The organism is Bartonella sp. MU70NMGDW (assembly GCF_042194085.1).
Taxonomy (GTDB): domain Bacteria; phylum Pseudomonadota; class Alphaproteobacteria; order Rhizobiales; family Rhizobiaceae; genus Bartonella; species Bartonella grahamii.
Genome location: NZ_JBHIMK010000031.1, coordinates 1 through 22518, shown reverse-complemented (window position 1 = coordinate 22518; position 22518 = coordinate 1). Strand labels below are relative to the sequence as shown.

The window sequence follows — 22518 nt, the reverse complement described above, 5'->3', positions numbered from 1 at the left end:
TCTCCTAAACTTTCAGGTTTTCTAGGTGGTTTTTATGCAGGTTCTAATATTGATCTCGGTGATAACTTTATTTTTGGTGTCGATACGGATTTAATGATATCTGGTAAAAAACACACAAAGACCATTACCATAGGTGCGGCTGATAACACTACAATAGAAAATGCAGTCGTAAGATCCCGCAGATCCACAAGCCCACAAACGCTTCCAGCCCCAAAAGCACTACCATCAACAGGAACACAAACACAAAAAAACGCCTCAGGAACATCCGCAGTAACAAACACTGGGTCAAGAGCATCCGCCTCAGAAGCATCAACAGGAACACTCAAATCAACAGCAACATTACCATCAACGCCAGGTGTACAAACACAGCAAGCTTCTTCAAAAAAAACTGTCCCAGCAAAACCTGCACCAACAGGATCCTCCTCAGTAGGATCTGCACCAGCAGGATCCACAGTAACAAGATCTGCCACATCTGGAGTAGGAGCTTCAAGAACACAGCTAAAATCACCACAGGTAGAAACACAATCAGAAGCAACAAAAACAGCGCAATCGACAACAACGGGTAGTGTTAGTTTAAAACAACCAGCTGCGACATCTAAATCAGTACCTAGCTCAGAGACGAGATCAGCTGTAGGAGATCAGTCATCAGGCGTAAGGGCAAGTGAATCAAAAGCGTCTGAAAAACCAGTTGCTATAAAACCTGCATCTTCTACCTCATCAACAGGAACAGAAGCAAGCCAGACCGCAGCAAAAGCAGCTACATCGGTACAATCAGCATCGCAATCATCAGCAGCAGAAAAAACAGTACCGAGCGGAGGGAGACTTGTACTCGCGAGATCAGGTTCAACCTCTGAGTCAGCAAAAGATTCCAATGGAACAAGCGGAGCCCAAAGCGGAGCTCATCATAGCGCCCATGGTAGTGGAAGTAATGCTAATCCGCATGGTGCTTCTCATGGAGGTGGGCATAGCTCTGGCGCTCATGCGCATGGTACTAATTCACATGCTTCTCGTTCTCATGGTGGACAGAATGTGGCTGGACATGGTGCACAAAGTACACAAGTGGTGGATAAGAACAATTCCAGTGCATATGGTATAGAACAAATGAAAAAGCTGGCTTCTGAACTTGGTCTTGATCAAGAGGATGAAGTTGAAACTTTAAGTCATACTTTCAAACAAAATTGGGGTGGTGCTACACGGGTACGTATTGGTTTTGCTGCTGATCGCTTTATGCCTTATCTTGCTGGTGGTATTGCTTATGGGCAGTTCCAAGACACTGTATCAATATCCGTTAAGGATGAGGATGGAAGAGTTGTTTCTTCTAAGAACTTAGCTGATGAAACAAAAACCATGATTGGTTACACACTTGGTGGTGGCGTTGATTTCTCGCTTCTGGATAATGTGATTGTACGTGCAGAATATCGTTACTCTGATTTTGGTAAAAAGAAATTTGCAAAGGAAAAACTTGAAGTTAACTACAAAACCAATGATTTCCGCGTTGGTGTAGCTTATAAATTCTAATTTTTTAAAGAGTAAATTTCTAAGAGGCTCCACTATTAGTGGAGCCTTTATTTTTTAAAAGATCACTTTTTGGTTTCTTTTCTTGTGAATTTCATGATAAAGCCCATAGAGTGTGATGATATATTTTCCTGATCGCTGCTTAATACGAATGATAAGCTCGGCTTTCCCTATAGATAAAAACCAGAGTTGCAGGGTTCAGGGAAGTTATGCAAAAATGAAATCGTAAAAGTGGACAGGAATATTTCACAATGACTGTGAAAAATGAAACAATAGATTATTCAAAAACTCTTTATCTCCCACAGACAAATTTTCCTATGCGTGCAGGGCTTCCGCAAAAAGAGCTTGAATTGATGGCGCGTTGGGAAAATATGGGGCTTTATGCGCAATTGCGCCAACAAGCAAAAGATCGTCCATTTTATATTCTTCATGATGGTCCACCTTATGCAAATGGACATATTCATATTGGGCATGCTTTAAACAAAGTTTTAAAGGATGTGGTTGTCCGTTCATTCCAAATGCGCGGTTTTAATGCAAATTATGTACCTGGTTGGGATTGCCATGGGCTTCCAATTGAATGGAAAATTGAAGAAAAATATCGAGCACAAGGAAAAAATAAGGATGAGGTACCGCTTAAAGAGTTTCGTCAAGAATGCCGTGAATTTGCACAGCATTGGGTAACCGTTCAAAGTGAAGAATTTAAACGCCTTGGTGTCATGGGAGATTTTAACACGCCTTATACTACAATGGCTTTCCATGCAGAAGCACGCATTGCCAGTGAATTGATAAAATTTGCTATGTCAGATCAGATTTATCGTGGTTCCAAGCCGGTGATGTGGTCTGTTGTGGAGCGTACGGCTTTGGCAGAGGCTGAGATTGAATATCATGATCATGAATCAGAGGTGCTTTGGGTTAAGTTTCCTGTTTTTGAAGCAAATTCTGATGATTTATATGGTGCTTATGTCGTCATTTGGACAACAACGCCGTGGACAATTCCAAGCAATCGTGCAGTGAGTTATTCTTCACAGATTTCTTATGGTATTTACGAAGTTGAAAGTGCTGAAAATGATTTTGGTCCTCAAGTGGGAGAAAAGCTTCTCTTTGCAGACGCTTTAGCAATGATTTGTACAGAAAAAGCCAAACTTGTTTTGAAGCGTTTGCGTGTTATTTCTGCTGAAGAATTGAAAGCTCTTGTTCTTTCTCATCCACTCAAAGGTTTGGCTGGGGGGTATAACTTTAAAATTCCATTGCTTGATGGTTCGCACGTAACAGAGAGTGCTGGTACAGGTTTTGTCCATACAGCACCAAGCCATGGGCGTGAGGACTTTGAAATTTGGAATGATTATAAGTCCTTACTGGAGCAAACGGGGATTGATACGTCTATACCGTTTCCTGTTGATGATGCAGGGTTCTATACGAAAGATGTTCCAGGTTTGGGACCAGATCGTGAAGGAGGACCTGCGCGTGTTATTGATGATAATGGAAAAATGGGTGATGCCAATAAAGAGGTCATTAACGCTTTAATTAAAGCAGATCGATTGTTTGCACGGGGGCGTTTAAAGCATTCCTATCCCCATAGTTGGCGTTCAAAAAAACCCGTTATTTTTCGCAATACACCACAATGGTTTATTTCAATGGATAAAGATTTTGGGGATGGTTCAACTTTACGTAGTCGGGCTTTGGAAGCTGTTTCAAAAACGCGTTTTGTGCCGTCTTCTGGTCAAAACCGCCTAGCTTCTATGATAGAAGATCGTCCTGATTGGGTTCTTTCTCGTCAGCGTTCTTGGGGTGTTCCTATTTGTATTTTTGCGAATGAGGATGGTGTTATTCTAAAAGATGAAGGTGTGAACGAGCGTATTTTACGGGCTTTTGAAGCAGAAGGGGCAGATGCATGGTTTGCTGAAGGAGCACGTGAACGTTTTTTAGGTGAGCGTGCACATGAGCCTTGGGTACAGGTTTATGATATTTTGGATGTTTGGTTTGATTCTGGAGCAAGCCATAGCTTTGTGTTGGAAGATAGGGCGGATTTGAAATGGCCTGCTGATGTTTATTTTGAAGGTTCAGATCAACATCGCGGATGGTTCCAATCTTCTCTTTTGGAAAGCTGTGGTACGCGTGCTTGCTCTCCCTATAAGGCAGTGATCACACACGGTTTTACTTTGGATGAGAATGGTAAGAAAATGTCTAAATCTTTAGGCAATACGGTTGTTCCGCAAGAGATCATTAAAACATCTGGAGCTGATATTTTTCGTCTCTGGGTTATGACAACTGATTATTGGGAAGATCAGCGTTTAGGCAAAAAAATTCTTCAAACAAATGTGGATTCGTATCGTAAACTACGCAATGCAATTCGTTGGATGCTTGGAACTTTAGCATATGATGATGGAGAAGAAATATCTTATGGCGCACTGCCGGATCTTGAAAAATTTATATTGCATAGGCTTTTTGAACTTGATCAGTTGATTAATCGCGCTTACGATGAATTTGATTTTAAAAAGATTATGCGTGCATTATTGGATTTTTCAATCATTGAGTTATCGGCATTTTATTTTGATATCCGCAAGGATTCTCTTTATTGTGATGCGCCTTCATCAAAAAAACGCAAGGCCTCCTTGCAGGTTGTCCGTGAGATTTTTGAGCGTATGGTAACATGGCTTGCTCCAATGTTACCTTTTACTATGGAGGAAGCTTGGTTAGAGCGTTACCCAGAAAGCCAATCGGTGCATTTGGAACAATTTCGCTCTGTACCAGAAGAATGGCAAAACCAATCTTTGTCTGAGCGTTGGAAAAAAATTCGGCAGGTCCGTAAAGTTGTTACAGGTGCTTTAGAGCTTGAGCGCGTTGATAAGCGTATTGGATCCTCTTTAGAAGCTGCGCCTATTGTTTTTATTTCCAATCCGGCTTTACGGGAAGCATTAGAAAATGTGGATATGGCGGAGATCTGTATTACCAGTGCACTCACAATTACGCAGGATACAATACCTTCTGATGCTTTTACTTTGAGTGATGTTGAAGGTGTTGGTGTATATCCAGAGAAGGCATTAGGAAAAAAATGTGCTCGATCATGGCGTTATACACAAGATGTTGGGAGTGATCCTGCCTATCCGGATGTATCTGCTCGTGATGCAGCTGCTTTGCGGGAATTGCAGATTCTTGGCAAGATTTAAAATTTTAGATTAAAGGAAAGAAATGCAAGTAAATTTCTCATATTGATGAATATAGTTTTTTGTGGTACGAGAAAAATTCCGTTGTTTTATCTGCAGGGGGGAAATTTGTGTATGGACCGTTCTCTCATAAATAACGGGAATATTAATCAGCCATACACCTAGGGAATGGAATAGGCAGTGAGAAAACGTGAAATAAAAATATTTCCAATAGGAATTTTAGGGATGTGCTTTGTTTTGACGGGATGCAATTTATCCGCTCCTACCTATGGTACCGATAAACCAGTTTCGATACAGTTTTTTGAAGATGTTGCTAATATTACTTCATTAACACCAACAAATAACAGCAGCCAGATTGTTATGAAACCTCATCCAAAACTTGTAATACCAAGCCCTAGTTCGCGCGGATTTTTGCCGGTGCCGCAACAAGATAGATCTGTCAATGAAATGGCAGCATCGAAGAAGCATCAAGGAAATACTCCTTTTCCTCACAAAGGATCGTCAGTTAATGGTGCAGGTTCAGAAAATCCTTCACAGTTGAATGCAAAGCAACGACAGGAATATTTACGTCGTCAGAGAGCACAAGTTGGAAGTTCAAAATACCGTCGCTATCTCACTGAACCACCTTTAAGTTATCGCCAACCGGCAAAAACCGCACCTATTGGTCGATAGGGGAAAAACAAAATATTTAAGTAAAGTATTTTTCCAATTACTTATGGTACCAAGCTCTCATTTACGCACAGTTATAATGCTGCTGTAGGAGGGGCGTTATTCTCATGAAATAGCAATATGACAACAGCATCGAGAGAGTCATTATGCGTTTCCTAACACGAAGAATTTCTCAAGCTCATTTTACAACATCGCTTATGTGGATAGTATAACGTAAAATCTATTGAGCTTCACCATCTTTATGCTTAGGAAGGAGAAATCTGATACCATCATTTTATTTTCCAGACTCCAATGTTGCGACAATTCTTGCATTTGAGAGCCTTCATAAGAGACATTTTTAATCTTTTCTAAAACGTTCTTTATCTAGACGATAATCCCGCTTATGATATGCAAGAAAGTGATTTTTATTGCTTCAATGTAATTTGAAATGAGAGTATATCTACGATATGTTGGACTTTATATTTTATTATATAAAATAATGAATTATTCTTATGAATGAATGTATCATCTAGTAGAAGCAATATGCAGGATTAAAAGAGAGAAAAAATGCTTTGAAGTAGCTTTTGCTATATATATCAGAAGTATTAATAGTCTTGTTTGAGAAATAGGATAGTTTTTAAAGAGTGAAAGTTATGGAAGAAGAATTTTTTTTAGTATCGCTTTTGTACAAAAAAATCTTTAAGTAATTGAGCAGCTTCTTTTTCTTTAAAACCAGAATAAATGTCAGGTTTGTGATGACAGGTTGGTTGCTGATAAAAACGTGGACCATTTTCTATAGCACCCCCTTTGGGATCATTTGTTGCATAATAGAGACGTCGTATGCGTGCAAATGAAATGGCAGCAGCACACATAGCACAAGGCTCAAGTGTTACATAAAGATCGCAATCAGGAAGCCTTTCGCTTTGCAATGTTTTGCAAGCCATACGGATTGCGCGCATTTCTGCGTGTCCTGTAGGGTCATATGCAGATTTTATAAAGTTACCAGCGCGTGCAATGATAGCTTTTCCACGTGTAATGACGGCACCTACGGGAACTTCATCTTTTTTTGCAGCCCCTTGCGCTTCTAAAAGAGCTATTTCCATGGGCGTCAAAGTCATAATATTCTTTCTACTGAAGGTATAGAAAATCTAAAGGTTATCTCGATAAGGAATGCTATGGAATGAATAATTTATTACGCTTTTATAATGAAAGGAATACCTCTATTTTTAAAGAGTTTAAAACAAACTTGCAAGTCGACAGATACATTATTGTCGTTAAAGGATAGAAAATGATAAATGATTATGCTACTTCCTTTTTCAGGATAAGCGGTATGGTGCATGTGAATAATTTTCTGAACATACTGGCAAAGATTGGTTTGAAACGCAAATGAATGAAAATAATGAGAGTGAACGAATTGCTAAAAGGTTAGCGCGTGCTGGTATTGCTTCGCGTCGAGATGCAGAAATGATGATTGTTGCAGGTCGTATTTCTGTGAATGGTACAGTCGTGACAACGCCTGCTTTTAATGTTAGCCGCTCTGATGTTATTAAAGTTGATGGCAAACCTTTACCTCCTATAGAACGAACGCGTTTATGGCTTTACCATAAGCCAGCAGGCCTTGTCACCACGAACCGTGATCCTGAAGGCAGACCTACAGTATTTAGTAACTTACCAAAAGGAATGCCGCGTGTTCTTTCTGTTGGAAGGCTTGACATTAACACGGAAGGTCTTTTGCTTTTAACCAATGATGGTGGCTTAGCGCGTGTATTAGAGCTTCCTGTAACAGGATGGGTCCGCAAATATCGCGTCCGTGCTCATGGAAGAGTAAAACAGAGTGCGCTGGATAACCTTAAAAATGGTATTGCGATTAATGGTATTTTTTATGGTTCGATTGAAGCATCAATTGAACGTGAACAAGGATCTAATATATGGCTTTCTGTCGCTTTGCGTGAAGGAAAAAATCGTGAAATAAAGAATGTTTTAGGGGCATTGGGATTATCAGTTAATCGATTAATCCGTGTATCGTATGGTCCATTTCATCTCTCTGATTTAGAAGAAGGAGCCGTGCAAGAGTTAAAAGGGCGGATGTTACGAGATCAGTTGGGGGAGCGTTTGATTATGCAAGCCAATGCAGATTTTGATGCTCCTATTCTGAAACCCTTTTCAAATTCTGCAGTTGTTGCAGAAAAGCAAAGCCAGAAAGATCTTTCTGTTGCAAATGATGGTTGGGTTTTCTCAAGTGAAAGGGCGATACGGCGCCGACCAAGAGATGGTTCTGTTGAACATAGTCGCGCGCAATTAAGTACAAAGTCTCATGAGAATGTAAAGAAGGAGAAAAGTGAGGAAGGAAAAGCAGAGCGTTTTCTACCGCGTTCTCGCCGTGCTAATGTTTGGATGGCTCCTGGTGCGCGTCCCCAGAGTACACGTAGAAAGCCTTCCTATAGTGAGGAGAAATCGCATGATCATAAGAGCGGTTTGGATGGTAAAAAATCCTTTCATCGAGGCAAGGAAAAACTAAAAGAAAGTCCGTCACACAAAGAGAAGAGGGGAAGTTTTGTTCAAAAACGTGGCAAAACATCTTATGACGAGACGCATCCCTTTGGTAAGAAAGATCGCTTTTTCAAGGATAAAGAGAAAATGATAAAAAGTGGACATGAGGAGCATTCTTTTGAGAGAAAGAAAAAGGTAAAATCGTTTGGTGGTGCTATGAAAAAATCTAAACCACATAGGGATGGTGCAAAAACTTCGAAGCGATTTGGAGGCTCACTTGCGGATCATAGGCGGTAAATTTGCTGGTCGTGTTTTGTTTTCGCCTGTTAATCAGTCGATTCGCCCAACGAGTGATCGTACACGTGAAAGCCTTTTTAATATTCTTTCTAGCCGTGAAGAACAATTTTGGACCAATAAACGCATTCTTGATCTTTTTGCTGGTACTGGTGCTTTAGGCATCGAAGCACTTTCACGTGGAGCAAAGGCGGCTGTTTTTGTTGAAAACTCGGTTGAGGGGCGTGGGTTGCTTCAAAAAAATATAGAAGCCTTTGAATTACAGTCGATAGGACGGATTTTGCGTCGCGATGCGACCAAACTTGGCAATATTGGCACTATGCTTCCATTTGATGTTATCTGCGCTGATCCTCCCTATAGCCGTTGTTTAGGGGAACGTGCTTTCGTAGAAGCTTTGCGAGGGGGGTGGGCAAAAGCTGATACACTTTTCATACTTGAAGAAAAGAAAGATACAATGATTCATTTACCTGACGTCTTTTATCTAGATGATGAGCGTTTTTATGGTGAGACAGCAATACGTCTCTATAAATTACGATCGCTTACATCTTGAGAAAGTTCTTGTTTTTATCCGGTAGGATGAAAAAATGCTTCTTTACAGTTTTCTTCATTTTATATGGTTTTTAAAAGGTTAAGCAGAAAGTAAATAAAAGATTTTGATGTTAAAGAAATTGATGAATTTTTATTTCATTATGTTTTTTGTCTCAATCTCTTATTTTTTTTGAAGTTTTTTATAGCCTCAAGAGCGAGGCTTTTACAATATACGCCCTTTCATATAGAGAGGCCATCTCTTCTTCTGTCTAGCCAAAAATTGCTTTGAGGTATAATGCTATTGGACCTAAATAGAAGTATGTATTGCTGCTAATTTTTGTAAGTTATATGCTGATTTATTAATTTTAGCTACATTAAAAGTGTAACACATTGTCAAAGCTGTAATGTATTATTAGCTTTCCTATCGATGAATGTTTTTTCTTTAATAGATATATATTTCACGACAACAGTTATGATACCTTTTTGTCTAATTTCTTTCGGCTGCACATTAATCATCAACATCTCATTAGCAGCTGAAAGCTTTCAACTATGCAGTCTGCATTTATATCCTAAATAGTGCGTAACTTTTATCTTTGTTATTGTATGAACTTAAAACAGATATTTTCTATTTAAGGTAGACAATAGTGTTCATTTGTACTGAACATTTGTGTGTTTATTTTATTAATATCGCTTAGTGAGTTAATCATTATATTAAGTAAATCTGAAAGTATTAAGTGTGTTATCGTTATTACATTTTTAAGAATAATTTTTATATTATTCTTAAGCAATAAAACTAAATGATTTCTAAAACAGGGAAGATTATCATGTTTAAATGGATATATAGCGAAGAAATTAACACAGAAGCGAGTGCTGAGCAAATTTGGGCTATATGGGAAGATGTGGCATCATGGCCTTGTTGGGATAGTGAACTTGAGTGGGTAGAACTTTCTGGTCCTTTCAAAGAAGGCGCTACAGGACGCATGAAACCTAGAAAGGGACCTACAGTAACTTTTACACTTGATAAAGTTATAAAAAATGTTTGTTTTTCTGATTATGCTAAACTTCCTTTTACACGTATGAGTTTTGATCATGAATATATTTGTTCAACAAAATCGGGTTCTTCAAATAACAAAATTCGTCATACTGTAACCATGTCTGGTTTATTTTCTCCTTTCTTTGGAATGATTATTGGGTCAAAAATTAAGTTACATCTTCGGGATGCAATGATTGAAATGAGCAGACGTGCTCTTACTGAAAACAAAATCATCTCGTAAGGGGGTGCATTTATAAAGAAGTTAATACCTTTACAAAGGCGCAGAAACCTTAGTCTTGTTAGAATGAAATCAGTTATGAGTACATAGCAAATCGATGAGCTATGATCTGATTTTTCATTAGTCGTTGAAATCGAGTCAAATCATCTAAGAAAATTAATTTTGCACCAAAGATCTTATAAAAGTCATTGAATTTTATTCAATATATAAAAGCTTATAAGGTGCGCATTTTTACTGAAAATAAAGAAAGTTGTAGAAGCTTATTTCTGCTCTTGTGAATCTGCAGGTCGATATTGTCATGATATTTGCCAGTTTCTAGTATTGCGATAGTTTTTGATTTGGGAGCATTCATAAAAGGCATTTTGACTTCTTCTTAAATAGGTTTTATCAATATTACCTCTATTCATGATGTGAGAGCGAACAGTTGTGATTTCTTCAACATAAATAAGTTTAAAATGGAAAAAACTTAATGGTATTTGATTCTTTTATGAAAATTAAAAAACGATCAATTATGATTATAAATCAAAGTGTTTTTTTGATTAAAAGATGATCACTTTTCTAGAGAGTGCAGCTCTAAAAGGCTCTAGCTGATAAAATAAAACCTCCCTTAATTTCCGTAAAATTAATTTCGTATCATTGTATATATTTGGTTTAAATGTTTAAAAAAGCGATTTTTTAAAATGCGTACAGATATCCCAGTTTCTGCAAATATTTTTTTATCTATTAAAACAATTATGAGCGATAAACTTGCCAAAATTAATTGGAAGAATACGCTTATTGCAGATTGAATTGAACGATAAATACAACTTTGAGTTTCATATAAAAGTTTTATTAATTATCATTTTATGACAATATTACGCTTCTTTATTTTTTAATGGAAGGGAAAGAGTATAGTTCTTAAATCAAAATCTATCCTGTATTTTGGGACTTTTATTTTAGGAAAAAGAAGTCAGTCAAATTATGCCTGTTTAATAACAAAATAACCGATTAAGGATGACACATGAAAAAAAAGAGATGCTCTCGATTAGACGCATTAGAAACGAGAGAGAATGTTATGATTATAACTTATTTCTGATAAATATAAAAAATGAGTTCTTTATGATATTGCCTCCATGAGAGTAAAGAAGTTTATGACTGATCATTTTGTTGAAACCATAATGAAAGAAAAATTTTTATTCCATTTATGTTTTTTTGTTTACAAGATTGCCATCTTATTATGAGAAAGTTTATAGAAGCAAAGAAGTATACACAAATATAAAGCATTTTCTTAATTCTTGCTTGGAAATTAAAGAGTGCTATAGGAATGAAGGAAGTTATCTGACTATCCAGAGGACATAAGGCTTGTGACTTAAGTCATTTTATGCTTTTCGAATTTTTGAGGATTTTGGCTTAAATTCAAATGTTATTGCTAGACCTTTTGTTAATTGCCAAATTTTCGGTTGATTTGATTGTCAGTACAGATTGGGTTTTCTAAAATGATAAGGGGCAATGAGAAATCTTGAAACTAAAGAAATTTTACGACATATTGCGTCTTTTCATAAAGAAGCTAAAAAGGAAATTATTCGATGCATTAAAAGAAAAAAATGCATGAAATATGCGTAATCTTATGAATAAACATACAAGAGTTATATTCTGATTTATATAAATTTGTCAGAGTGCTTATCAATGTAAATAATAAAATATTTCAGGGAGTCTATAATGACTGACAAAAACCAGATTGAGAAAGCTGTTTCATTGGTTGAAGCAGCAAGGCGTTCTGGGGCAGATGCTGCTGATGCCGTTATTGTTCATGCTCATTCTACCAGTGTATCAGTGCGTTTTGGGAAAGTCGAATCAACAGAAGCAGCAGAGAGCAATGATTTTACTCTAAGGGTTTTTGTTGGAAAAAAAGTAGCAAGTGTTTCTGCTAATTTAGCGTCTTATCCGCAAGAACTTGCGGAACGTGCTGTTGCGATGGCTAAAGCTTCTCCCGATAGTTTATTTGAAGGTTTGGCAGATAAAGAGTGTCTGGTTAAGTCTCCTAAAGATCTTGATCTTTTTGATGATTTTGTGCCAAGTAGTCATTTTTTAACAGAAGATGCTTTAAAAACAGAGGCAGCAGCTCTTGATGTTAAAGGTGTAAGCAATTCTGGTGGCGCTGCAACAGCTTATGGTCGGAGTGGGTTTATTCTTGTGACCAGCGATGGTTTTTGTGGAGCCTATCGCTCCAGTTGCTTTTCACGTTCTTGTAGTGCTCTTGCAGGTGAAGGAACACAAATGGAGCGGGATTATGATTATACAACAGCCTTACATTTTTCTGATTTAGAGGCAGCAGAAACTGTTGGAAAGAATGCAGGGTTTGGTGCTGTCCGACGTTTGGGTGCAGTTCGTGCGGCGACTGGGGGTGTTGATGTTATTTTTAGTCCGCGTACGGCTCGCGGAATTGCAGGGCATATTGCATCTATGGTCAATGGAGCCTCTGTGGCTCGTAAAACGAGTCTTTTACAGAATTTCCTAGGCAAGGAATTGATGAAGCCTAATGTTAATGTAACCGATCAACCTTTGCGATTACGTGGAAATGCTTCTCATCCTTTTGATGGAGAAGGGGTAGAGGGGCAAGCACTCAATATTATTGAAAATGGTATTTTAAAAAATTGGCTTCTTTCATCAGCTACAGCACGTGAATTGGGACTTAAAACAAATGGACGCGGTGTGCGTTCGGCATCATTAGTGCAGCCGACAAGTACAAATTTTGCTATTGAACCAGGTTTAGTATCGCCTTGTGATATGATAAAAGATTTGCGAAATGGATTTTATGTGACCGAATTATTCGGTCATGGCATTGATTTTATTACTGGTCAGTATAGTCGTGGGGCTTCCGGTTTTTGGATTGAAAATGGTGAAATTGCTTATCCAGTGAGTGAAGTAACGCTAGGTTCTGATTTGCTTCATATGTTAGCACATTTAACACCTGCCAATGATATTGATCGGCGTTATGGTACGGCGGCTCCAACATTGTTAATTGAAGGGATGACACTTGCAGGAAAATAACACGCATCATTCTTCTGATTTAAATCTTTTGCGTGATGTTTGTCGAGAGGCAGGAGATTTAGCAATGCGGTATTTTGGATGCACGTTGGATGTTTGGATTAAAGAGGGTAATTCCCCAGTCAGTGAAGCAGATTTTGCTGTTGATCATTTTTTGAAAGAGAAGCTTCTTGGAGCGCGTCCAAATTATGGATGGATTTCAGAAGAAACAAAAGACAATCGAGAACAACAAGATTATGAACGCTCCTTTGTGGTTGATCCTATTGATGGAACACGAGGTTTTCTTTCTGGCAGTCCTTATTGGTGTATTTCGGTTGCCATTATTGAGAATGGGCGTCCTATTGTGGGCGTTCTACAATGTCCGGCTCAAGGAGACATTTATGCAGCTGTAACGGGTGGAGGGGCAACATTAAATGGGGTAAAACTTCCTCGTTTAACTTCGGGGGGGCATCGAAAATATAAAATTTCGCTTGATAAATCGCTCGCACAAAAATTACCAGATGATTTTCTCAATCGAGTTAGTCTTTACCATTATCTTCCTTCTCTTGCTTATCGTATTGTCCTTGTTGCTCAAGATGAAATTGATATCGTATTAGTTCGTCCGAATTGTCATGAATGGGATATTGCCGCTGCTGACCTTATTTTGCAGGAGTGTGGAGGGTGTTTTTTATCGCTTGATGCCCCTTTACTATCTTATGGAATTGAACCTTACCAATATGGACTTTTAATTGCTGGTAAAAATAATTGCTGTCAAGATATGATAGATGTTGTTCGTCAAACAAAGTTAGTTTAATCACGTAAAAGCGCGCTAAAATAATCTAAATGATATGGAGGCACATATGACTGAAACCAAAGAAAAAAAACAATATTTACATCTTGTATTTGGTGGGGAATTAAAAAATCTTAACAGTAATCAATTTAAGAATCCTGATGATTTAGATGTGGTTGGTATTTTCTCAGATTATCAATCGGCTAAAGAAGCATGGCAGGCAAAAGCACAAAGCAGTGTAGATAATGCATTACAACGTTATTACATTGTAGATTTGCATCAGTGTCTTGATGCTGAGTTAGGCGATGTAGAATAAAGCTTGAATATTTGGTCATCATAGCTTGTAGATTGTTTCACGCTTTTGTTTAGTCGTCCTTTTCATAGGTACGTTCTTTGGGTAAAATAGAATGCCGTAAAAAAATATGCTTGTTATTTAAAATTCATATGTTTTCTTAAGGAAACATCTTTCAAGGCACCCAAGCACATTTCATAATGGTGTTCGTGCAAGGTATAAAATCCATTGTTGCACCACCATCTTTACGCTTAATAAAAATGCAAGACAGTTCTATTAACCTATTTACAACAGCAATATTATCATGACGAGCGATCACTCGAAGTTTATGATTATATTGTGAATAGTCACTCTGCTTTTGAATGGAGTATGAAACATTAATGCGTTCAGATTAATAAAAAGAGTAGCATTATTAATGATACCAATTACTACTTCGTTGAGATTATTAGCACTCCCTACTTATCCATTGGAATTTTTCCAACAAGTTATCACTATAAGCTTAGAAACCATGAAAGTCGTTAGAAACTTACCAAAATTAGAAACTTAGAAAAACTGAATAGATTGATGAAGTTAATTTACCTCATAAGGATTTCTTGAGTACTCGTTTAAAACTACAATCTATAAATTAATCATTTTGCGTTGATTATATACAACCTTAAAAGGAATAATATACCATGCGATTTCCTGAAAAGAGAGGATTTAAAATTTTGAAAACTCTTATTTAAATTGCTTTAAGACTTTTAAGAAATTTTCTATTAAACAAGATTAGATTTTTCTGGATTACCTTTAAGAGATTATATCACAATTTAAAATGAGAACTTTATACCGCTCAAAAGTTTTTTAAGATTAGTTTTACATATTCATTTTATTGAAATGAAATCATAGAGATTGGGCTTTCTTTTAAACATATTTTATTTGTTGTATTTATATTAGGTTGTAATGTCTATATGGATTATTTTTTGAAAAATTGATAATACCTAACATATGTAAAAATAAGTTTTTTCTCTAAAATATCAACGTGCAAAATTCAAATTTTTACTAAAATCATAAGAAGTATTTATTCAGTGAGCTGAAAAAAATTGATATAATCTATGTTATAGGTTGTATGATATTTATCATTTATATTCTCAAAATTATAATCGACTGAAATGTAGCTTTGTTATTTTTTGAGTAAGACTTTTCATAGGGTGCAGAATGAAGTGATACAAAATTTCATTAAAAGAGATTTAAATAATGTGTATATGTTATCTTTATAGGAAAATTTTAAAAAAATATGGCGATAAAATTACGTTTTTTGTCCTTTATGTATTGAATTTTCTCATGGGTGAAGCGTTTTTTATTCAAGATATGGATGATATTAAAAAAATATGGATGTAACTAATAGTGTTGATGAATTTTTTAACAAAATAAGCATATAGATATCTTAAAGTAGCTGGATGAGGTGATTTAAATGGTAGAATTAAAGGCACATACGGCTCTTTTAAGCTATCGGATGATTGGTTTTTTCTTATGTCCTGTTATTCCTTTTTATTTGTTCTTTCGTGCTATTCGTGGAAAAGAAGAGTGGTGTCGCAAAAAAGAGCGTTTAGGTAAAAGTTCTCATGTACGTCCCCAAGGTTCGTTAGTTTGGTTGCATGCAGCAAGTGTTGGAGAAACACTTGCACTTGTTCCACTTGTAAACTATATTTTATCATTAAAAATCAATGTGTTAATGACAACTGGGACTGTAACATCTTCTACTCTTGTGAAAAAACATTTTGGTAATAGGTTGATTCATCAATATGCTCCTTTGGATTTAGATTTTGCAGTGCGCCGTTTTATTAGTCATTGGAAGCCTGATCTCGTCTTGATTTGTGAATCAGAAATTTGGCCCCTTCGTATTAAAGAACTTGCAAAAATGCGTATTCCGCAGATTTTGGTTAATGCCCATATGTCTGAACGTTCTTTTAAAGCTTGGCAAAAACGACGCGTTCTTGCCAAACATATTTTTAAGGATATTGATTTGGCGATTGGTCAAAACGAAAGAGATGTAGCTTATTACCATACACTTGGTGTAAAATCTGTTACGTTTTCTGGTAATCTCAAGGCTGATGTTTTTCTGGTTGAAAATCAAGCATTGCTTGCACGTTATCGTAATGCTATCGGCAATCGCCCAGTTTGGGCAGCTGTTTCAACGCATGAAGGGGAAGAGGAAATTGCTTTTGAGGTCCATAAGATTGTTAAAAATTATTTGCCAGATTTATTAACAATTATTGTGCCTCGTCATCCTGAACGTTCAGAAGATCTTATCAGAAAATGCGACAATAAGGGATTACGTTTTATTCGTAGGAGTAGAGATGCTGTTCCAAACATGAATACCGATATTTTATGGGGAGATACAATTGGAGAAATGGGTCTTTTTCTTCGCTTATCGAAAGTTTCTTTCGTTGGTAAGTCGTTATGTGGAAATGGTGGACACAATCCATTGGAATTGGCTTTGCTTGGTTCCGCTATTTTGACAGGGCCCCATGTTTCAAATTTTCAAGAGATGTTCGAACAATTTTTAACGCATGATGCAGCATATATGGTTCAAGATACAAAACAGCTTGCTATTCAGGTGTATAAGCTTTTAACAAATGAAACATTGCGACAAGAAATGGTTGATAAGGCTCATGAAGTGGCGACAAATATGGCAGGTGCACTTGAGCGCACATTAAAGATTTTAGATCCATTTTTACAACCCCTTGTAATACAAACAGGTTTACGTCAGCGTCAGGGTAGATATGCATATTAGCGCCCCCCATTTTTGGTGGAAAAATAAAAGCTTTTTGCGTTTTGTATTAGCTCCAGTTTCATGGGGGTATGGTTATTTTTCAAGTCGTTTTATGGCAAGACAGCCTCCCGTGATTGATTTGCCAGTTTTGTGTATTGGAAATTTTACATGTGGCGGTGCGGGTAAAACGCCGGTTGTTATTGCTTTTACCAAAGTGGCTAAAGAACTTGGTTTCGTACCTGGTGTTGTATCACGTGGTTATGGTGGATCAGTTAAAGGGGTACATCTTGTAAATGAAAAATATGATACTCCACACAATGTTGGAGATGAGGCACTTTTACTTGCACGGCATGCTTTGGTAGCTGTATCACCTAATCGTTATGCAGCGGCACAACGGCTGAAAAAAGAGGGATGTAATCTTATTTTAATGGATGACGGATTTCAAAGTCGCCGTCTTTATATGGATTATACGTTACTCGTTGTTGATGCGATGCGCGGTTTTGGTAATGGAGCTGTCTTTCCAGCAGGACCTTTGCGCGTACCATTAAAAACGCAATTTTCTTTTATGGATAGTGTTTTATTGGTTGGTCACTCCGATGCGCCAGATAATGTTGCTTTTCTTGTGTCTCGTACTGGAAAGCCTTTATATCGTGCTCATCTTAAAGCCAGTGCCTCTGATGAGGTTTCAGGAAAATCATTTTTGGCATTTGCTGGGATTGGCAATCCAGATAAATTTTTTAAATCTATTAAAGAATTGTCTGGTCATGTGGTGCAAACTTACATATATCCAGACCACTATTTTTTCACAGATGAAAATTTAAAAATCCTTATACAAAAGGCTAAAATGCACAATTTATGGCTAGCAACAACAGCTAAAGATTATACCCGTATACAGACAATTCACACGCAAAAAGATTTGAAAAATCTTATTGTCTTTGATGTGAATGTCGATTTTGTTCAAAAAGACTTCTGTCGCATGGTCCTTGAGGAGGTCATGACCCGCTTTAGAAAACGTTCCCTTGAGTTTTCTTGTCTAAGAGGCAAAGGCTAAATTTATAGCTTTCGAGGGTTTATTTTTCTTTTGTTTTTAACAATTGCTTGAGATATGGGTTGCACTCAAGTTCGCGCTTATAGGAGATTTCACAACTAGCATATGCTTCTTGGCGGTGATGATTCCAATATTTTAAATCATCTATAGGGATCTTTTGTCCGCTAACAGCACAAATGGTATAGGAACCATATTCTATAATGTCATATCCATTATTAGAATAATGAATTTTTGCTTCGCGTTCACTATCGGAAAACATTATAACTCCTTTTTACTGATACAAGAGATTCAGGAAAAGTGCCATAAGATATATTATAAAGTCGAGAGTTAATTTAAAAATATTTTTCTTGTCAAAATGGTTAAGAGTTTATTTTCTGCCAAAAAGCCGTTCTATATCTGCCAATTTGAGTTCAATATAAGTAGGGCGTCCATGATTACATGTACTTGTATTGGGTATTGCCTCCATTTGTCGCAACAGTGTGTTCATTTCTTCGGGGTGTAAAAGGCGCCCAGACCGTATTGAACCGTGACAAGCCATCGTTGCTGCAACATAATCAAGCATTGCTTTTAAATTGTTTGTTGTATCATATTCAGCGGCTTCATCTGCGAGATCTTTAATAAGGGCTTGGACGTTGATCTCTCCTAACATGGAAGGTGTTTCACGCACAACAATTGCTCCTGGTCCAAATGGTTCTATTCCTAATCCAAATTTTTGCAAAGCATCTTTGTGGGTTAAAAGGCATGTTGCATCCTCTTCAGAGAGTTCTACAATTTCAGGAATAAGTAATAACTGTGAAGGAAGCGGTTTGGAATAAAGTGCATTTTTGAGTGCTTCATAAACCAATCGTTCGTGAGCTGCATGCTGATCGACAATGATCAAACTATCTTGTGTTTGGGCGATAATATAGTTTTTATGGATTTGTGCTCTGGCCGCTCCTAATGGATAAGATAACTCTTCTGATGAAGATGTAGTGTTTGGAATGTATGCATCTCCACTTGGTATATTTAAGCCCTCCATAATAGGAGTAGCATCTTCTTTTAAACCAGAAGAACTAGTAATATCCAATGGTTTGTGAACCATTGAAGCGGTGGCAAAATGATGAGGCTGTGGGCTATAAGAAGAGGACTGGTACGTGTTCTTAAAATTGCCTAACGGTTGTTGTGCCAATGGTTTTTGTATTTGAAATGCAGCTAGCGTTGCTTCAGAACGGGTTGAAGTAGGACGAATACCAGATTGCTGTAATGCTTCACGAATAGCTCCAACGATCAAACCACGAATTAATCCTGGATCACGGAATCGTACATCAGCTTTGGCTGGATGTACATTAACATCTACCTCAGCAGGTGGGAGATCAATAAAGAGAATAGCGACAGGATAACGATCTCGTGTCATGACATCAGCATAAGCGCCTCGGATAGCGCCCCATAGAAATTTATCACGCACGGGACGCCCATTAACATAAGCAAATTGATGAAGGCTGTTATTTCGGTTGAAGGATGGCAAACAGGCAAAACCCGTTAAGCGCACTGCTTCGCGTTTAGCATTCAGTGCGATGCTATTAGGGGCGAATTCTTTTCCCATAATTTGCGTAATACGTTGTAATTGTCCTTGAATATTATTTTCTGTAGCGGACAGTTCTATAGATGTTCTATCTAGTCCTGAAAGAGAAAAGCGGATATGTGGAAATGCGATAGCAATTCGTTTAATCATATCGCTAATAGCATTTGTTTCAGCCCGATCGGTTTTCATAAATTTTAATCGTGCCGGCGTGACAAAGAAAAGATCACGAACTTCAACAATTGTTCCAAGGTTTGCAGCAGCTGGTTTGGGTCCTACAATTTTTCCTGCAGTAACGGAAATTTCAGCAGCGCTCTCAGCATCTTTTGTTCGTGAAATGAGTTTAAGTTTAGCAACAGAACCAATAGAGGGGAGGGCTTCTCCTCTAAACCCAAGGAAGCAGATATTGTGTACGTCATCGGTAATCTTTGAGGTACAATGGCGAGAAACTGCTAAAGTTAACTGATCTGCAGGAATTCCATAACCATTATCACTCACCTTTATAAAATTTTTTCCACCATTTGCTGTAATAATTTCGATGCGTGTTGCACCAGCATCAATAGCGTTTTCAACAAGTTCTTTGACAACATTTGCTGGTCGTTCAATAACTTCACCAGCGGCGATTTGATTAATAATATTTTCGCTAAGATGGCGTATAATCATAATAAATTCTAACAGGAATCTTAAGGCTTCTATAAAAAATTATGATAACATCATTTGCGCGACATTCAAGAATAAGAGAGTATGGAAGGTATTATTTTTACAATACCTCCTATTTTATTTTATGTTAACAAATTGGTTGGAAAAAACAGAAAAAATAGTTTTTATCACCTTAAAATAGCTTGCACCAATTTATCATCTAGGTCAAAAAAGAAACAATGTAAAAAGGGAAGGCAATATATATGGCGCGTATAAGCGGTATTTTAGCAGATAGTGATATACAAGCTCTGATTGAGAATAACTTTCTCAAGGCTCAGTATCCATTTGATAGATCTCAAATACAACCAGCAAGCCTTGATCTTCGTTTAGGGGAGAAAGCTTATCGTATACGTGCTTCTTTTATGCCGGGTCCTAATACAAAAGTTTTGGATAAGCTTGAACGGTTAAAGTTGCATGAGTTTGACTTACGAGACGGAGCCGTTTTGGAAACGGGGTGTGTTTATATTGTTCCTCTTTTGGAAAGTTTAGCTTTACCAGAATTTTTATCTGCTGTTGCCAATCCCAAAAGTTCTACAGGCCGATTAGATATTTTTACGCGTGTCATTACGGATAACGCTCAGGAGTTTGATAAAATTTGTGCTGGTTATCATGGTCCACTTTATTTGGAAATTAGTCCACGCACATTTCCAATTTTGGTGCATAAAGGCTCACATTTATCACAGCTTCGGTTTAGAAAAGGGCAAAGTTATTTAAATGAAGTTGAGTTACACACTTTGCAAAAGCAAGAAACACTGATATCGGAGGATCTTCCTAATATTAGCGCTGGTGGTATTGGTCTTTCCATTAATTTAAAGGGAGACGAAAACGGGCTTATAGGTTATCGTGGTAAACATCATACAAGTGTTATTGATATTGATAAACGTGCTGTTGCCCACGTTTTAGATTTTTGGGAACCTCTTTTTGATCGTGGTCAAAGGGAGTTGGTTCTTGATCCTGATGAATTTTATATTTTAGTTTCACGAGAGTCTGTTCATGTGCCTCCGCTTTATGCCGCAGAAATGACTCCTTTTGATCCTTTAGTTGGTGAGTTTAGGGTGCATTATGCAGGCTTTTTTGATCCAGGATTTGGGCATGTGGAAGCGGGTGGAAAAGGAGCAAGAGCGGTTTTAGAAGTGCGGAGCCATGAAGTTCCTTTTATCTTAGAGCATGGTCAAATGATTGGCCGTTTGGTCTATGAGCATATGCTTAATCGACCATCAACCCTTTATGGACATGATGTTGGATCACATTATCAAGCACAGGGTTTAAAGTTGTCCAAGCATTTTAAATGAGTTGGAAACTACGAATTTTGATAACATGTATGCAGAAAGTGTATTTTGGATAAAAGAAAATTTTGTTCTTCGCAAAACCGGCGCCATTCATTCTATTTTTAGTTTTCAAAGTTATTGCATCCCTTGCATTTGAGAGGCATTTTTATTTCTTTTTTTCAAGAGGTTGTATCTATAGGAACTTCGTTTATGATGTGCAAAAGAATAGTTTTGATTATTTCATCATGAAAAAATCTAAAATGAAAGAATTCTACTATATTCAATATGTTATTCGTATTTATTGATTATAATAAATCAATAAATTACTAAAATTCAATATAACAGTAACGTATTTGCTTTTCAAAGTAAACATGCGAGATTGGATGCTGCTATTGCTCCATTTTTCTAGAGCTTGAATGACCAGTATATTTTATTTCGTATAAAAATTATCCTTAAGAGCCAATAAAGAAGTTTTGCACTACAGTTTATTAACAATTTTTTTAATAAAAATTGTTCTACTTTTAGTAACTCATTTATAGCTTCAAGATATAAAATATTGCTAGAAAATTATTCAATTCAATATGGAGAGCTTCTACTCGTATGAACGTTAAAATTTTTTTTATGCTTTATGTGAATTAGGCACTGTATATTTTTATAAAATTTCATGAAGTAAGTAACAAGTCTCAGTTTTGAGTATTGATATAAGAAGATTTCTGGATATATGCGACAGCTTTATTTCCAGTATTAATAAAGGATTTTTTTATCTTTTAGGGGAGATTATGGTTTATACTTAATGACTACAGGCTCTATATTATCTATATTCTTATAACCTATAATGTAAGGACCTGTGGAGGGAGAAACGACTTTAAATTATAACTAATTAAGCTGCGGAGCAATCGCTTTCGAAGAGGTGTTCGTTTAAAGAAAATATAACATTTCAATTGCACATGAACAATATATGAGTGGATACGTTATTAATGATACCCCATACTGTGAGATTTTAAATTTGGATAGGAGAAATAAAGACATTGTTTTTATCAATTAGTTTTTTTAGAAAGTTGCAATCTCTGTTGCTTCTATCTATTCAATAGAGCGTTTTGGGAGAATATCGAGTAGGAAGGTACACGGATTCGCTTTTATGCGTTTTAGGATATCTTCTCTTTTCATTTAGGAACAATGGTGCCATCAATGATTA

15 protein-coding genes and 1 pseudogene are annotated in these 22518 nt (G+C 36.9%); 13 read left to right on the top strand and 3 right to left on the bottom strand.

From position 1 onward, the window contains the following. The 3 genes from ACFIKE_RS04695 to ACFIKE_RS04685 form a co-directional block, all read left to right on the top strand. A partial coding sequence (locus ACFIKE_RS04695) for a porin (RefSeq protein ID WP_375648509.1) occupies positions 1-1518 on the top strand: 1518 nt, incomplete at its 5' end. A 248-nt stretch (positions 1519-1766) separates the two neighbouring features. Beyond that, positions 1767-4682, top strand: coding sequence for an isoleucine--tRNA ligase (ileS, locus tag ACFIKE_RS04690; RefSeq protein WP_375648508.1), 2916 nt, complete (start codon positions 1767-1769; stop codon positions 4680-4682). Positions 4683-4859: 177 nt separating this feature from the next. After that, positions 4860-5351: a hypothetical protein gene (locus ACFIKE_RS04685; protein ID WP_375625697.1), complete on the top strand. Its 492-nt coding sequence runs from the start codon at positions 4860-4862 to the stop codon at positions 5349-5351. A 647-nt stretch (positions 5352-5998) separates the two neighbouring features. Here the strand turns inward: ACFIKE_RS04685 and ACFIKE_RS04680 are convergent. Next, positions 5999-6445 (bottom strand): nucleoside deaminase, encoded by a 447-nt coding sequence (locus ACFIKE_RS04680; protein ID WP_375625699.1) that lies wholly within the window; start codon positions 6443-6445, stop codon positions 5999-6001. Positions 6446-6713: 268 nt separating this feature from the next. On the opposite strand from ACFIKE_RS04680, the gene ACFIKE_RS04675 reads away from it, so the two are divergent. From ACFIKE_RS04675 to lpxK, 9 genes and pseudogenes are all read left to right on the top strand, one after another. After that, on the top strand, positions 6714-8114 hold the full coding sequence (locus tag ACFIKE_RS04675; protein WP_375648507.1) for a pseudouridine synthase: 1401 nt from the start codon (positions 6714-6716) through the stop codon (positions 8112-8114). Continuing rightward, complete coding sequence (gene rsmD / locus ACFIKE_RS04670; RefSeq protein WP_273790418.1) at positions 8095-8661, top strand: 16S rRNA (guanine(966)-N(2))-methyltransferase RsmD; 567 nt, start codon at positions 8095-8097, stop codon at positions 8659-8661. The genes ACFIKE_RS04675 and rsmD overlap by 20 nt, the downstream gene beginning before the upstream one ends. A gap of 802 nt (positions 8662-9463) precedes the next feature. Then, a complete protein-coding gene (locus ACFIKE_RS04665; RefSeq protein ID WP_375648506.1) occupies positions 9464-9913 on the top strand; it encodes a hypothetical protein in 450 nt (149 codons plus the stop codon). A gap of 1695 nt (positions 9914-11608) precedes the next feature. Beyond that, positions 11609-12940 (top strand): TldD/PmbA family protein, encoded by a 1332-nt coding sequence (locus ACFIKE_RS04660; protein WP_375648505.1) that lies wholly within the window; start codon positions 11609-11611, stop codon positions 12938-12940. After that, the gene (locus ACFIKE_RS04655) at positions 12927-13730 is read left to right on the top strand and encodes a 3'(2'),5'-bisphosphate nucleotidase CysQ (RefSeq protein WP_375648504.1); all 804 of its coding nucleotides are present in this window, start codon (positions 12927-12929) and stop codon (positions 13728-13730) included. The genes ACFIKE_RS04660 and ACFIKE_RS04655 overlap by 14 nt, the downstream gene beginning before the upstream one ends. Before the next feature lie 46 nt (positions 13731-13776). Then, positions 13777-14022, top strand: coding sequence for a DUF4170 domain-containing protein (locus tag ACFIKE_RS04650; RefSeq protein ID WP_375626837.1), 246 nt, complete (start codon positions 13777-13779; stop codon positions 14020-14022). Between the two features lie 259 nt (positions 14023-14281). Further along, positions 14282-14545 (top strand): annotated as a pseudogene (locus tag ACFIKE_RS04645) (type ISP restriction/modification enzyme); the annotation flags it as partial. A 903-nt stretch (positions 14546-15448) separates the two neighbouring features. Beyond that, positions 15449-16771: a lipid IV(A) 3-deoxy-D-manno-octulosonic acid transferase gene (waaA, locus tag ACFIKE_RS04640; RefSeq protein WP_375626839.1), complete on the top strand. Its 1323-nt coding sequence runs from the start codon at positions 15449-15451 to the stop codon at positions 16769-16771. Then, positions 16761-17801, top strand: a complete 1041-nt coding sequence (lpxK, locus tag ACFIKE_RS04635; protein WP_375648503.1) for a tetraacyldisaccharide 4'-kinase — start codon at positions 16761-16763, stop codon at positions 17799-17801. The genes waaA and lpxK overlap by 11 nt, the downstream gene beginning before the upstream one ends. A gap of 19 nt (positions 17802-17820) precedes the next feature. Here the strand turns inward: lpxK and ACFIKE_RS04630 are convergent, their stop codons facing one another. Then, on the bottom strand, positions 17821-18057 hold the full coding sequence (locus tag ACFIKE_RS04630) for a DUF2093 domain-containing protein (RefSeq protein ID WP_375625714.1): 237 nt from the start codon (positions 18055-18057) through the stop codon (positions 17821-17823). A gap of 108 nt (positions 18058-18165) precedes the next feature. After that, positions 18166-20019 (bottom strand): DNA mismatch repair endonuclease MutL, encoded by a 1854-nt coding sequence (gene mutL / locus ACFIKE_RS04625; RefSeq protein WP_375625716.1) that lies wholly within the window; start codon positions 20017-20019, stop codon positions 18166-18168. Positions 20020-20258: 239 nt separating this feature from the next. Here mutL and ACFIKE_RS04620 point away from each other — a divergent pair, with 239 nt between their 5' ends. After that, positions 20259-21347, top strand: coding sequence for a 2'-deoxycytidine 5'-triphosphate deaminase (locus ACFIKE_RS04620; RefSeq protein WP_375625718.1), 1089 nt, complete (start codon positions 20259-20261; stop codon positions 21345-21347). The last annotated feature ends 1171 nt before the right edge of the window (positions 21348-22518 follow it).